The organism is Alkalibaculum bacchi, from assembly GCF_003317055.1.
Taxonomy (GTDB): domain Bacteria; phylum Bacillota; class Clostridia; order Eubacteriales; family Alkalibacteraceae; genus Alkalibaculum; species Alkalibaculum bacchi.
Map to the genome: position 1 here is coordinate 186,081 of NZ_QNRX01000002.1, position 14,366 is coordinate 200,446.

Annotated in this window: 12 protein-coding genes; 1 reads left to right on the forward strand and 11 read right to left on the reverse strand. The window is 36.4% G+C overall.

From position 1 onward, the window contains the following. Window positions 1-70 precede the first annotated feature (70 nt). The 9 genes from DES36_RS02260 to DES36_RS02300 form a co-directional block, all read right to left on the reverse strand. Complete coding sequence (locus DES36_RS02260; RefSeq protein ID WP_113919592.1) at window positions 71-337, reverse strand: DUF1294 domain-containing protein; 267 nt, start codon at window positions 335-337, stop codon at window positions 71-73. 492 nt (window positions 338-829) lie between these two features. After that, window positions 830-2,794 (reverse strand): sodium-translocating pyrophosphatase, encoded by a 1,965-nt coding sequence (locus DES36_RS02265; RefSeq protein ID WP_113919593.1) that lies wholly within the window; start codon window positions 2,792-2,794, stop codon window positions 830-832. Window positions 2,795-2,995: 201 nt separating this feature from the next. Further along, window positions 2,996-3,223, reverse strand: a complete 228-nt coding sequence (gene secG / locus DES36_RS02270) for a preprotein translocase subunit SecG (RefSeq protein WP_113919594.1) — start codon at window positions 3,221-3,223, stop codon at window positions 2,996-2,998. A 265-nt stretch (window positions 3,224-3,488) separates the two neighbouring features. Next, window positions 3,489-4,775: a phosphopyruvate hydratase gene (gene eno / locus DES36_RS02275; protein ID WP_113919595.1), complete on the reverse strand. Its 1,287-nt coding sequence runs from the start codon at window positions 4,773-4,775 to the stop codon at window positions 3,489-3,491. A gap of 25 nt (window positions 4,776-4,800) precedes the next feature. Further along, the gene (gene gpmI / locus DES36_RS02280; RefSeq protein ID WP_113919596.1) at window positions 4,801-6,336 is read right to left on the reverse strand and encodes a 2,3-bisphosphoglycerate-independent phosphoglycerate mutase; all 1,536 of its coding nucleotides are present in this window, start codon (window positions 6,334-6,336) and stop codon (window positions 4,801-4,803) included. 190 nt (window positions 6,337-6,526) lie between these two features. After that, window positions 6,527-7,270: a triose-phosphate isomerase gene (gene tpiA / locus DES36_RS02285; RefSeq protein ID WP_113919597.1), complete on the reverse strand. Its 744-nt coding sequence runs from the start codon at window positions 7,268-7,270 to the stop codon at window positions 6,527-6,529. A gap of 10 nt (window positions 7,271-7,280) precedes the next feature. Then, entirely contained in the window at window positions 7,281-8,471 is a 1,191-nt protein-coding gene (locus tag DES36_RS02290) for a phosphoglycerate kinase (protein WP_113919598.1), read from the reverse strand. A 377-nt stretch (window positions 8,472-8,848) separates the two neighbouring features. Then, window positions 8,849-9,850 (reverse strand): type I glyceraldehyde-3-phosphate dehydrogenase, encoded by a 1,002-nt coding sequence (gene gap / locus DES36_RS02295; RefSeq protein WP_113919599.1) that lies wholly within the window; start codon window positions 9,848-9,850, stop codon window positions 8,849-8,851. An 11-nt stretch (window positions 9,851-9,861) separates the two neighbouring features. Next, entirely contained in the window at window positions 9,862-10,899 is a 1,038-nt protein-coding gene (locus DES36_RS02300) for a sugar-binding transcriptional regulator (protein ID WP_113919600.1), read from the reverse strand. A gap of 283 nt (window positions 10,900-11,182) precedes the next feature. On the opposite strand from DES36_RS02300, the gene gap (DES36_RS02305) reads away from it, so the two are divergent. Continuing rightward, window positions 11,183-12,226 (forward strand): type I glyceraldehyde-3-phosphate dehydrogenase, encoded by a 1,044-nt coding sequence (gene gap, locus DES36_RS02305; RefSeq protein ID WP_113919601.1) that lies wholly within the window; start codon window positions 11,183-11,185, stop codon window positions 12,224-12,226. A gap of 362 nt (window positions 12,227-12,588) precedes the next feature. On the opposite strand, the gene trxB is transcribed toward gap (DES36_RS02305), so the two are convergent. Together trxB and trmL are read right to left on the reverse strand one after the other, a co-directional pair. Beyond that, complete coding sequence (gene trxB, locus DES36_RS02310) at window positions 12,589-13,500, reverse strand: thioredoxin-disulfide reductase (RefSeq protein ID WP_113919602.1); 912 nt, start codon at window positions 13,498-13,500, stop codon at window positions 12,589-12,591. A gap of 386 nt (window positions 13,501-13,886) precedes the next feature. Next, window positions 13,887-14,354 (reverse strand): tRNA (uridine(34)/cytosine(34)/5-carboxymethylaminomethyluridine(34)-2'-O)-methyltransferase TrmL, encoded by a 468-nt coding sequence (gene trmL / locus DES36_RS02315; protein WP_113919603.1) that lies wholly within the window; start codon window positions 14,352-14,354, stop codon window positions 13,887-13,889. Between the last annotated feature and the right edge of the window lie 12 nt (window positions 14,355-14,366).

The window sequence follows — 14,366 nt, forward strand, 5'->3', positions numbered from 1 at the left end:
ATTTATAATAAACAACTATCTCTAAGACTAGTTTTAATAACTAAAGACCATTCCTATTTTATTGTATTTATTATTTATTAAATGTATAAACAATATACAAAATAATTTGAATAGAAAGAATAATAGGCACACCATATTTAAAGATTGGTTTTTTTGTCTTATGATGAAAACTATGCATACCAAACCATATGCCCAGACTCCCCCCCATTACACTTAAGCCAAGAAGAACCTTTTCACTTATTCGATACTCTCCCCTTATAGCTCTTTTTTTATCTGCATACATGAATAAAATGCTTACTACATTAACTATAAACAAATAATAAATAATCTCTCTCATAATTTTCCAACTCCCTAGACCATTATACCTTTCGTACGCTTTGCGCACAATTGAAAATTTACAATTGAGAATTAAATACACTTAGGTGTGACCTCGACGGTCTTAAGATCCTTCGGCTAAAGCCTCAGGATGACATGTGCAGGCGCTAGGGTCAAAGTGCAAAACATCAAAAAAGATTAAGCCTCAACACGAAAATACAACTTCAACTAAAGTCATTCTTTAGCATGGGTTTATACAACCATCTCAAATGGGGTTAAACGCGTACAACTTCAACTAAAGTCATTCTTGAGCGAAGCGAAGAATCTACATTACCTGGCCTTTCGGCGAGTGTGGTTTTCCCGTCCAACCGTCCAACGAACCAACCGACCAACCAAAACCTTTTGAGCTTTAAAGTTTTTGCTGACCACCTGACCACCTGACCACCTGTCCTTAAAAAAATACCTTCCAGAAGATTACTCTCCCAGAAGGCATTCTATTTAATGTGCTATTTAATTATAAAAATAATGGTGCAAATACTAAGGAAACAATAGTCATTAGTTTTATCAAGACATTAATAGATGGACCTGATGTATCTTTGTATGGGTCTCCTACAGTATCGCCGACTACAGCTGCTTTGTGAGCTTCGCTACCTTTCCCACCATGCGCTCCACCTTCGATATACTTTTTCGCATTATCCCAAGCTCCACCGGAGTTTGCCATTTGAATCGCTACCAGAACACCTGTAACAGTTGCTCCTGCAAGAAGTCCACCTAAGGCGTTTTTACCTAATATAAATCCTACTACTAATGGCACAATTACTGCTAATAAACCTGGAACAATCATCTTCTTTAATGCAGCTTTTGTAGAGATGTCTACGCAAGTAGCATAATCTGGTTTTCCTGTTCCTTCTAAGATACCTGGAATGGTTCTAAATTGTCTTCTTACTTCTTCAATCATTTCGTTTGCCGCTCCACCAACTGCTTCCATAGTTAAAGCGGAGAATACATATGGCAACATTCCACCAATAAACATACCTGCGATTACAATTGGATTTAAGATATCGATAGTTGTAAGCCCTACAGCTGCCGCATAGGATACGAATAAAGATAATGCTGTAAGTGCTGCGGAACCAATGGCAAAACCTTTACCAATAGCTGCTGTTGTATTACCTACTGAATCCAGCGTATCCGTAATTTTTCGAACAGATGGATCTAACTCTGCCATTTCAGCAATACCACCTGCATTGTCCGAAATTGGACCATAAGCATCAACTGCAATCGTAATACCTACTATTGAAAGCATACCTACAGCTGCAAGTGCAATACCATAAAGACCTGCGAAATTGAATGCAATTAATACTGCTACTACGATAAGTACTACAGGAATAGCTGTTGAGTACATACCAACCGCAAGACCGCTGATGATATTTGTAGCTGCACCTGTCTCAGATTGTTGTGCAATTTTTTGTACTGGTTTGTAATCAGCAGAAGTGTAATATTCTGTTACTCTTCCAATAATAATACCAACTGCAAGACCTGCTACAATAGCAATAAATTCATTAAGGCCATCAAAGAAGTATCTACTCAAGAAAAAGGATCCTATTATAACGATAATTCCTGCTACATAAGTTCCTATATTTAAAGTTTTATGTGGGTCTGATTTTTCATCTCCCCTTACAAAGAATGTTGCAATAATAGAAGCTAGAACGCCTAATGCTGAAAGTACTAATGGAAAAGCTACTCCACTTATTCCATATGTTATGGCTCCTAAAGTAAGAGCTGAAATAATAGAACCTACGTAAGATTCAAATAAATCCGAACCCATACCTGCAACGTCACCAACATTGTCACCAACATTGTCTGCGATTACGGCTGGGTTTCTAGGATCGTCTTCTGGAATACCTGCTTCTACTTTACCTACTAAGTCGGCGCCTACATCTGCTGCTTTTGTATAAATACCACCGCCAACTCGTCCAAATAAAGCCATAGAAGAAGCTCCAAGACCAAAACCTGTGACAATAGTAGGATCTTTAAAAATAATATAAAGTGCTCCAACGCCTAATAATCCTAAACCTACTACACACATTCCCATAACTGCTCCACCTGAAAAGGCAATGCTTAATGCTTTGTTCATTCCACCTTCTCTAGCTGCATTAGCAGTTCGAACATTTGCTTTTGTAGCAACTTGCATGCCGAAGAACCCTGCTAAAATCGAGCAAATTGCTCCTAGAACAAAACAAATTGCAGTGTATAAACCTAATCCTGGTGTTACTGCTAAAATTATTGCTGCCACTACAATGAAAACAGCCATATACATGTACTGTCTACGCAAAAACGCCATGGCGCCATCGTGTATATAGGAAGCAATCTCCTTCATTCTATCTGTTCCAGCATCTACCTTGTCCACTTTTTTAGCGAAGTATAGAGCAAAGAGAAGGGCGACTGCGCCTACATTTGGTGCTGAATAAATCCAATCCATAATATAATTCCCCTTTAATAATTTATTTTAAGGTTTACTCTCTATATATTGATGCAAATACATGCACGTTTGTGCTTAGGCCTATTACTAAGACAGGCTTTAAAGTTTACATCAAATAAGTTCGTAAATCTTTTCAAACGAAACATAAAGATACCACTAACATTTTATTGATTTCACGTTAGTGGCTCATCTTTGTAAAAATTATAACAGCGAGTTTATAAATGCAGATAACATGAAAACCGTAGCAGAAATCTTTGTCATTTTTTCAAAAATAGCGTCATAACCTCTACTTTTTTTCTTACCATAAAGACCATCCGCTCCTCCAGCAATAGATCCGGACAAACCAGCATCCTTACCAGATTGCAACATTACACTTGCAATTAACACAATACTCGAAATAACCAATGCTATTAAAATAAAAGTTTGCATGTCACACCTCTTAACCAATTGTTTAACAATAACATTTTAACATAGGGTAAAAAAGATAGCAAGAGAAAGAATATAATCGCTAGTCTTTAGTCCCTAGACTTTAGTCGCTAGCTTGTATGTATTCCTTTTGGGTCAAGATTTTTCGCTTGCGCTCAAGATGACTGGGAGGAATCAATGTCAAAAGTAAAACTTTCCTATTACACGAAAAAGACCCTAGAGGAATACCCTGATGCTAGGGTCTAGGGTCTAGTGACTAGAGTCTAAATTATTTTTTAAGATTGTAGAAAGATTTAATTCCATTGTATTTTGCGGATTCAAATAATTCATCTTCGATTCTTAGAAGTTGATTGTATTTTACTACACGGTCCGTTCTTGAAGGTGCACCTGTTTTGATTTGTCCAGCATTGACTGCTACTACTAAATCAGAGATTGTGCAATCTTCTGTTTCTCCAGAACGATGTGAAATTACTGCAGTGTAACCTGCTCTTTTTGCCATTTCAATGGAATCTAATGTTTCTGTTAATGTACCAATTTGATTTACTTTTATTAATATTGAATTTGCGATGCCTTGTTCAATACCTCTTGCTAATCTTTCTGTATTTGTTACAAATAAATCGTCACCTACTAGTTGAATTTTGCTTCCCAATCGCTCTGTTAAAAGCTTCCAACCTTCCCAATCTTCTTCTGATAGACCATCTTCAATAGAGATGATTGGATATTTAGCAACTAATTCTTCAAAATAAGATACCATTTCTTCAGCTGTTCTTACAACACCTTCGCCTTTGAAATTGTATTTTCCGTCTTGATACATTTCTGTAGCGGCTACGTCCATAGCTAAGAATATATCTTCTCCTGGTTTGTATCCAGCTTTTTCAATACCTTCAATAATTACATCAAGAGCTTCTTCACTTGATGATAAATTTGGAGCAAAACCACCTTCATCACCTACTGCAGTGCTAAGCCCTTTGCTGTTAAGAACTTTTTTGAGATTGTGAAAGATTTCAGCACACATTCTCAATGCTTCTTTGAAAGAATCTGCACCAACTGGCATAATCATAAATTCTTGAATATCTACATTGTTGTCAGCATGTTCTCCACCATTCAAAATGTTCATCATTGGAACTGGAAGCGTTTTTGCATTCACTCCACCTAGATATTGGTACAGTGGTAAACCACAAGCTTCTGCAGCTGCTCTTGCAACAGCTAATGATACGCCTAAGATCGCATTTGCTCCTAATTTTCCTTTATTGTTGGTGCCATCTAATTCAATCATCAATTGGTCGATGCCAACTTGATCTCTTGCATCTAAACCGATAATTTCTGGGGCAATAATATCGTTGACATTGTCAACCGCCTTTGTAACACCTTTACCTAAATATCTATTTTGATCCCCATCTCTAAGTTCTACTGCTTCGAAAGCACCTGTTGAGGCTCCTGATGGCACTTGTGCTCTACCAAAAGCACCACTCTCTAATGTTACTTCTACCTCTACTGTAGGATTTCCTCTTGAATCTAAGATTTCTCTTGCATATACATCATTAATAATTGTCATATGATATTCTCCCTTCAAAATTTTATTAATTTATTAGCGATTCTCCAGTCATTTCAGCTGGTTTATCGATATTTAGTAATTGTAAAATAGTTGGTGCAATATCAGCTAATTTGCCATCTTTAATAGATGTAACATCCTTAGCGCCTGTTAAAATACATGTAACTGGATTTGTAGTGTGGGCTGTAAAAGCTTCGCCACTTTCAGGGTCGACCATCTGCTCTGCATTACCATGATCTGCAGTAATTAGGGCACAGCCACCTTTTGCCTTTATCGCCTCAATAACTTTGCCTAAACATTCGTCTACCGCTTCAACAGCTTTTACTGCTGCACCAAAAACGCCAGTATGTCCTACCATATCACAGTTAGCAAAATTAAGGACTATAAGAGAGTAGTCCTTCTCTCCTATTGCCTTTACTACCTTTTCTGCTACCTCATATGCACTCATATCAGGTTTTAAGTCGTAAGTAGCAACTTTAGGGGATGAGATAAGGGCTCTATCTTCCCCCGCATACTCTCTTTCGGCTCCTCCATTAAAAAAATAAGTTACATGAGCGTATTTTTCTGTTTCTGCAATTCGAAGTTGCTTTAACCCGTTTTTTGAAATGGTCTCGCCAAGTGTATTATTAATAGACTGTGGTTTAAATGCCACATGAACATTATCAAGTGTAGTATCGTATTGAGTCATCGTTGCAAAATAAAGTTTCTTATAACCATTTTCTCTTTCAAAACCATCAAATTCTTCGTCTGTTAATGCACGGGTAATTTGACGAGCTCGATCAGGTCTAAAGTTAAAAAACACGACGGAATCCTTTTCGCCAATTGCGCCTATTGGATTTTCTCCATTGCAAATAACAGTGGGCAAGACAAATTCGTCATTAACTTGTTCCTTATAGGAGTCCTTCACTGCTTGTACAGCAGACTCTGCTTTTTTTCCTACGCTATTTACCATCGCGTCATATGCTAGCTTTACTCTTTCCCAGCGATTGTCTCGATCCATCGCATAATATCTACCAGAAACGGTTGCAATCTGCCCAAGACCGATTTCTCCAATTTTTTGTTCTAAAAGTTCTACATAGTGTAAACCGCTTGTAGGTGGAGTATCACGTCCATCTAGGAAACAGTGAATATAAACTTTCTCCTTAAAGCCTTTTTTCTTAATCATATCAATCAAAGCTATAAGGTGATCTTGATGGCTGTGTACGCCTCCATCAGACAATAACCCCATTAAATGAATTGCGGTACCATTGACTCTTGCGCTTTCAATTGCTTCAATTAATTCAGGATTTTCGTAAAAATCTCCGTCCTCTATAGACTTTGTAATTCTAGTTAATTCTTGATAGACGACTCTGCCGGCACCTATATTAAGATGACCAACTTCTGAATTACCCATTTGTCCTTCAGGAAGACCAACCGCTAAGCCGCTCGCATTAAGCAAGCTATGAGGATTTTCCTGCCAAAGTGCATCTAAAACAGGTGTCTTTGCAGCTTTTATAGCATTTCCTGCAGTCTCTTTCGAGCAACCATAGCCATCTAAAATAATAATTGCACTTAAAATATCCAAAACCCCCTCGTGTAAGTTCTAAGTTATACGTTCTAAGCTCTAAGTAAAACCATTTAGTCACCAAGGGTGACTTTGTGTGGAACGACGAGGGCGTCGTTCCCTACGAGTTGAGAGGTGAGAGATTACCTCGCCTCTAGGCGAACAATGGTTTTGCTGACCACCTTACCACCTTACCACCTGACCACCTTAATCAGTATTTTATTAAGTCCACAAAATCCATTTTCAAACTTGCGCCACCTACTAATGCTCCATCAATATTTGGCATGCCCATTAGTTCTTTTACATTTGATTTATTTACGCTTCCGCCGTATTGAATTCTTATTGCTTCAGATTCTTGTGATGTGTAGAGTTTTTCTACTGTTTCTCGAATCCATTTACATACTTCCTCAGCTTGTTCGCTTGAAGCTGTTTTTCCGGTGCCAATAGCCCAGATTGGTTCATATGCAATAATCACTTTGCTTATTTGATCTTTGGTTACGCCTTCTAATGCTAATCGGACTTGGTTTGTGACAATATCTTCTTGTAGACCTTTTTCACGTTCTTCTAAACTTTCTCCAACACATACTATAGGAATAAGGTCTAAAGATAACGCTTTTAGTACTTTTTTATTGACTGTTTCATCTGTTTCAGCAAAGTACTGTCTTCTTTCAGAGTGTCCGATAATTACGTACTCTACTCCTAGTTCTTTAAGCATCTCGCCAGAAATCTCTCCAGTATATGCTCCTGATGTTGTCCAATGCATGTTTTGTGCACCTACTTTTACATCAGTGTCCTTCAATAATTCTATTGCAGTGCTAAGGGACGTATAAGTAGGACAAATAACTGCATCCACTTCTGCGTCTTTTATTTTATCCTTTAATTGTAATAAAAATTCTTTCGTTGCTTCGATATTATTATTTAATTTCCAATTACCTGCAATTACTGGTCTTCTCATCTTATTCTCCTTATAGATCCTCTAAAATTTCAATACCTGGTAATGATTTTCCTTCTAAGTATGTCAAGGAAGCTCCCCCACCTGTAGAAATGTGAGTCATCTTATCTCCATAGCCTAATTTCTTTACTGCAGCAGCTGAATCCCCACCACCTATAATAGTGGTAGCATCTGCTTTTGCCATAGCTTCAGCAATCGCAAGAGTACCCTTTGCAAATGCATCAAATTCGAATACACCAACTGGTCCATTCCAGATAATTGTCTTAGCTTTTACGATTTCCTCGCTAAATATTTCTCTCGACTTTTCGCCAATATCCAAACCTTCTTGGTCTGAAGGTATAGCATCAAAGCTTACAGTTTTATGCTCCGCATCAGCAGCAAACTCTTTTGCTACAACTACATCAACTGGAAGAAGGAATTTTATACCCTTTTCTTTTGCTTTATTCATTAATTCTTTTGCAAGTTCAATTTTATCCTCTTCTAATAAAGAGGTTCCGATTTCATAACCTTGAGCTTTTAGAAAAGTATAAGACATACCTCCACCAACAATCAATGTGTCTACCTTTTCAATTAAATTGTTGATAACACCAATTTTATCGGAAACCTTAGCGCCACCAAGTATTGCTACAAAAGGTCTATCTGCATTGTCTAATGCATTTCCCATAATACGCAATTCTTTCTCGATTAACAAACCAGATACAGCTGGTAGATATTCTGCTACTCCAGCAGTTGAAGCATGAGCTCTATGAACAGCTCCAAAAGCATCATTTACAAAAACATCACCTAATGAAGCCAACTCTTTTGAAAATTCGGGATCATTTGCTTCATCCTCTTTTCTATATCGAGTATTTTGAAGTAAAAGTACATCTCCATCCTTTAGCTGAGAAGTCATTTCTACTGTTTTTGGACTAACTACTAAATCATCATTAGCAAAAGTAATTTCTTTATCTAATAATTTTGATAATTCCTTAGCTACGGGCTCAAGAGAAAATTCAGGATTAGGTTTTCCTTTTGGGCGACCCAAATGAGACATTAGTACTAATTTTGCACCCTGTTCTATAATGTATTTAATAGATGGCAATGCACCTACAATTCTTCCGTTGTCTGTAATCTCTTTTGTTTCATTAAAAGGAACATTAAAATCAACCCTCATTAATACCCTTTTACCCTTTAAATCTACATCTTTTATACTTTTCTTCGCCATAGTATCCATCCTCCTTGTTCTTCTTTTTCCCAAAATACGAACCAACAGATTTGCTCGCAAAAATCAAGTCATTCTTTATGCTTGCATATAACAATGGATTGATTTTTATGAGCAGGTGCAAACGACCGACGCAGCAAAGCTGCGGAGATAATATGTGGTATAATTTACCACAATCATGATACATCAATCAAGTTATTATATCAAGAAATAAAATGTTATTTATATTATATAAGAGCGTGGAAAGTGGACTGTGGAAACCCAGGTCACTCTAGTGACCACCTTACCACCTTACCACCTGAGAAAAAACTACGAAGTGATTTTTTCTGCACATACAATAAACGGGAAGGAGGTATCTCCTTCCCGTATTCAAGTCTTAATTATTTATTCATTGAACCGAAGTATTTAACAAGTCGTACTAATTGAGAAGTATAAGACATTTCATTGTCATACCAAGAAGTGATCTTAATCAATTGTTCTCCATCTTTTTCAATGATTTTAGTTAATGTGCCATCAAATAAAGAACCGTATTTCATTCCAATAACATCAGATGAAACGATTGGATCTTCAGTATAACCTAAAGTTTCGTTAGCCGCTGCTTTCATTGCTGCATTGATTTCTTCTACTGTGACTTTCTTTTCTGTTGTAAATGTTAAGTCCACTAAGGAACCTGTTGTTAGAGGCACTCTAATAGCTGCTCCATCTAATCTTCCATTAAGTTCAGGAAGTACTTTACCTACAGCTGCTGCAGCACCTGTGCTTGTTGGAATTGCATTTGCCGCTGCTGTTCTACCTCTTCTTACATCTTTATGAGGACCATCTAGTGTTTTTTGGTCATTTGTATACGCATGAATTGTAGTCATTAAACCTTCTTTTAGACCAAATTTATCATTTAATACTTTTGCAACTGGTGCTAAACAGTTTGTTGTACAAGATGCACCACTGATTATTGTTTCAGTTCCGTCTAAAATATCGTGGTTTACATTAAATACAATCATTTTTACTTCACCACTTGCTGGAGCAGAGATAATAACTTTCTTCGCACCTGCTTTAATGTGCTTTTCTGCACCTTCTTTTGTTGCAAAGAAACCAGTAGATTCGATAACTACGTCTACACCCATTTCACCCCAAGGTAAAGTTTCTGGATCTCTTTCCGCTAAAATCTTAATTTCTTTGCCATCAACTACGATTGCACCTTCTTTTGCTTCTACAGATTTATCGTATCTGCCTTGTGAAGTATCGTATTTTAAGAAATATGCCAAAGATGCTGCATCTGTTAAGTCGTTGATTGCTACAATATCAAAATTTGTATCTCCAAAAATTGCTCTAAATGCTAAACGTCCTATTCTACCAAAACCATTGATTGCTACTTTAACTGCCATGATGATTCCTCCTAGTTATTTATTATTTCATTAGCTGCACATTCATCTGTAATCAAGATCAAATCTCGTCTTACATTACATGTTGCTTTAATTGCATTTGCTTTATCTTTCCCTCCAGCTATTGCTACTACTATAGGAATTTTAAGGTATTGTTCAATGTTAATTCCTACATTACTAGAGGGACATACAATTTGGCCACTTTGATTAATAAAATGTCCAAATGTTTCAGCCACAGCATTCTCATCCTTTAAATGCTTGATGGCATCCTGTGGTAGATTTCTCCACTGAGCCATAACATCAGCTCTACCTATTCCCTGTATTAATATATCGATATCGTCAAATTTACAGAATACATCCTTTATATCAGGAGTTTCTCTCAAAACTTTGAGTATATCCTTATCGATATTATCGGGTAAATGTAATACCTCTTGTTGAGCATCCAATTTGTTGCCTATCATAGAGACGATGCTATTTGCTTGCGTCGAATGACTTCTTCCAATTCCACCCCTTGCAGAGAGAACGGTGATATTGGGATAATGTACTTCTGGGAAATTACGTGCAACAGCTGCTACGCCACTACCTCCAGTTACTGCGATAATAGAATGATTCTTTAAAATACTTATAATATAGTTTGCCGCAGTTTTCCCCATAAATTCTAAAATTGTTTTATTTTTTTGACTATCTCCTGGAATAATAAAAACTTTTTTAATTCCAAGTTTATCTCTCAATTTCTCTATGAGGTCCTCTAAGTTTTTATAATGGTACATGACCTCTTTTAGTTGTGCGAGAATTTTCTCTCCTAAATTTGTTAGAGAAATCCCTTGTCTTTCAACTAGGACAAAATTCTGCTTATTAAAAAATTCGATTTCATTGCGAACTTGCCTTTCACCTAAAGACAATTCATTGGCTAGATTTCTCCTACCTATAGGCTGATGGGCTTTAATATAGGACAATAATTCATACCGCAACTCCATCATTTCTAGCACTTCTGGGATAATCTTTTGTTGAATGCGAATGAGCTCTTTATCATCCATATCTAATCCTCCCATGCTACTATCTCCCAAACTCAATAAACTTATGCGTATTACATTGGGTCAATTTTGTCCCTGCGGGTCATTAAATACATTATATATGCTTTTGTTTTTTATTTCAATAGTAAACAAGAAAATTCTTCAATTTTTTCTTCTTTTAACACATAAATAATATGAAATTGTTTACATAAAATATTGCATATTGAACAAATAATGTGTTATACTTTTCAATGAAATAAAGCTCATTTTTATCTATCTAAATTTTAATTATTATACATATATGTCGAAGGGAGATATACAATTGGCAATTAAGGTAGCAATTAATGGATTCGGTCGAATAGGAAGAAATGTATTAAGGATTCTTGAAGAACAAGAATGTGAAGATTTTGAATTGGTACTTATTAATCACTCAACAGATTATGAATTGTTAGCTCATTTAATACAGTACGATTCTCTATTTGGTAGATTTAACGGCACTATTGAAATAGTCCAAGACGGACTAATCATTAATGGAAAAAAAGTCTATATTACAGGAGAAAGAAATCTAGATGACGTTCCATGGGATCAATACGATATTGACATTGTAATAGAATCAACTGGAAAATTTAGAGACCGAGAAAGTGCGCAAAAACACTTAGCTAAAGGAGTTAAAAAAGTAATCATCACAGCCCCCGGAAAAGACGAAGATATCACTGTAGTCATGGGTGTAAATGAGGACCTATATGACCCAGAAACACATCACATTATATCTAATGCTTCTTGTACGACAAATTGCCTCGCACCATTTACAAAAGTTCTCAACGATAAATTTGGCATTGTGAAAGGACTTATGACTACAATACATTCTTTTACTAATGATCAAAGATTATTAGACGGAACACATAAGGATTATAGAAGGGCAAGAGCCACAACAGAATCTATCATCCCTACATCTACAGGAGCCGCAAAGGCAATCGGAATTGTCATTCCAGAACTTAAAGGCCTAATTAATGGCTCTTCTATGAGAGTGCCAACAAGTGCCGTATCTTTAGTAGATGCAGTCTATGAACTAAAAACCAATACTACTGTAGATGAAGTAAACGCTGCTTTAGAAGAAGCTGCAAACACATATATGAATGGCATTCTAGACTTTTCAAATGAACCATTAGTTTCTGTAGACTATCGAAAAGATTCTCATTCTTCTATCATAGATGGATTATCTACTATGATGGTAGGACAAAATCTAGTAAAGATCATATCTTGGTACGATAATGAGTGGGGTTATTCCGCCCGAGTAGTAGATCTTACGAAACTAGTAGCAAGAGAATTAGCTAAAAGTGCAGAAGAAGCCACTTCATTTGCTTAATCACACCTTATACCTTATATTGACATAGACACCCAATAACCATACAACTTTAAAAAAGCATCCAAAAATGGATGCTTTTTTATTTTGATAAAAAAAATTTTTCTTTTCAATTCATATTTAGTTTATTATAGATAAAAACCTTCGTCATAAATCTTTCTATAAATGAGATATAGGTTGAAGATTTGGTCGAAAAAAAGAAAAAAACTTTCAATGAACAATGAAAAGTGAACATGGAACATGGAACAGTACAAATATGCGACGCTTATTACTCTTCTAAATTGTTCATTATTCATTGTTCCGTGTTCATCATTCACTGCGACGTCAGTCGCATATTTGCTTACCACCTTACCACCTTACCACCTTTATCCAGTAATATACTTCTCCGCACTAATAGCAGCAACTGCTCCATCCGCTGTTGCAGTGATTACCTGTTTTAACATCTTCTTTCGAACATCTCCAGCAACGAATATTCCTGGCACAGTAGTTTTCATATTTTCATCGGATACAATATATCCTTTACCATCTACTTCAACTAAATCCTTAAACAGTTCAGAACTTGGATTATATCCTACAAAGCCAAAAACACCATCTGCTTTCAGCTCTGTTAGTTCTTTTGTCTTAACATTTCTTAAAACAACTGCATTTACAATGCCATCACCTTTTATTTCTTCTACTACGCTATCTAAAATAAATTCCATCTTTACATTTGCAAAAGCCTTTTTCTGTAGAGATTTAGCGGCTCTTAATGTATCTCTTCTATGAACTACAGTAACTTTATCAGCAAATTTCGTCAAGTATAGTCCTTCATCTATGGCTGAATCTCCACCGCCAACTACTACTACATGTAAGCCTCTAAAAAAATTAGCGTCACAAGTGGCACAATAGGATACACCTAAACCTCTGAACTCTTGCTCCCCTTTACACCCTATATTTCGTGGTTGAGAACCTGTTGCAATGATGACAGCTTTCGCCTTGTACTCTTCTTTATCTGTTACAATGTGAAAATAGGAATCTACTTTCTTTACAGACTTACATCTACCAGTAACAATTTCCGTACCAAAGTGAAGGGCTTGCTCCTTCATTCGATTTGCTAAATCCATAGCATTATCGCTTATAGAACCGGGGTAATTTTCCATATCACTAGTAGTTGTAACTTGACCTCCAACTGCACCAGACTCTACAATCAATGTCTTTAACAGAGCCCTTGATGAATACAATCCCGCTGACAACCCAGCAGGCCCTCCTCCGATTATTACAACATCATAATCTTGCATTTCACCACTCCTATTATTTTTCTACATGTATAATATTCATTAACAATTTTATTCATACCCGTAAAGGCTGATTTCATTCATGGATACGCGGAAAATGGAAAGCGGAATGCTGAACTTTATAACAAGAACAGTAGAATACCACAAATATTCAATAACTTATTTAACTTTTATACTGTTAAGTGTTCATTGTTCATCCCTTAGTGCAACATTAGTGAGATATAGACCCAAGCTACTGCCCAGTCATCCTGAGCAAAGCGAAGGATCTCTACAAACTAACTTTACACAATTTCAAAATTTAAAAGCTGAAAATCGAGTACACAAGACCGAAAAATCAACTTCGCCTTTGGCGAGCATGCTTTTGCTAACCACCTTACCACCTGACCACCTTAAAGCATTCCCGGGAAGTTATTCTGCCTCAACGCTTCGTACAAAACAATATTAACTGTATTAGACAAATTTAAAGATCTTGCATGAGGGTTATCGATCATGGGGACTTTAAATCTTTGCTCTGCAAATTTTTCATGAATTTTCTCTGGCAATCCAGCTGTCTCTTTACCAAATATGAAAAAGCTCTCCTGTGGATACTCAATATCCATATAGTATTTATGAGCTTTCGTCGTTAAGAAAAACAGATTCGTTCCATTATATTTTTCTAAAAAATCATCAAAACTTTCGTGAATTTCTTTATCTAACAAATCCCAATAATCTAGTCCTGCTCGTTTTAAGTACTTGTCATTTAAAGAAAACCCAAGAGGCTCTATTAAATGCAATTTACTTCCAGTAATAGCACAAGTCCGAGCCACATTCCCCGTATTCTGTGGGATTTCTGGTTCAAATAGTACAATGTGATTCATATAACTACTCCC

Bases quoted from the DNA above. Each gene is read 5' to 3' on its own strand.
- tpiA (WP_113919597.1), bottom strand. From the start codon at position 7,270: ATGAGAAGACCAGTAATTGCAGGTAATTGGAAATTAAATAATAATATC.
- eno (WP_113919595.1), bottom strand. From the start codon at position 4,775: ATGACAATTATTAATGATGTATATGCAAGAGAAATCTTAGATTCAAGA.
- DES36_RS02290 (WP_113919598.1), bottom strand. From the start codon at position 8,471: ATGGCGAAGAAAAGTATAAAAGATGTAGATTTAAAGGGTAAAAGGGTA.
- DES36_RS02265 (WP_113919593.1), bottom strand. From the start codon at position 2,794: ATGGATTGGATTTATTCAGCACCAAATGTAGGCGCAGTCGCCCTTCTC.
- gap (WP_113919599.1), bottom strand. From the start codon at position 9,850: ATGGCAGTTAAAGTAGCAATCAATGGTTTTGGTAGAATAGGACGTTTA.
- DES36_RS02300 (WP_113919600.1), bottom strand. From the start codon at position 10,899: ATGGGAGGATTAGATATGGATGATAAAGAGCTCATTCGCATTCAACAA.
- DES36_RS02260 (WP_113919592.1), bottom strand. From the start codon at position 337: ATGAGAGAGATTATTTATTATTTGTTTATAGTTAATGTAGTAAGCATT.
- trxB (WP_113919602.1), bottom strand. From the start codon at position 13,500: ATGCAAGATTATGATGTTGTAATAATCGGAGGAGGGCCTGCTGGGTTG.
- secG (WP_113919594.1), bottom strand. From the start codon at position 3,223: ATGCAAACTTTTATTTTAATAGCATTGGTTATTTCGAGTATTGTGTTA.
- trmL (WP_113919603.1), bottom strand. From the start codon at position 14,354: ATGAATCACATTGTACTATTTGAACCAGAAATCCCACAGAATACGGGG.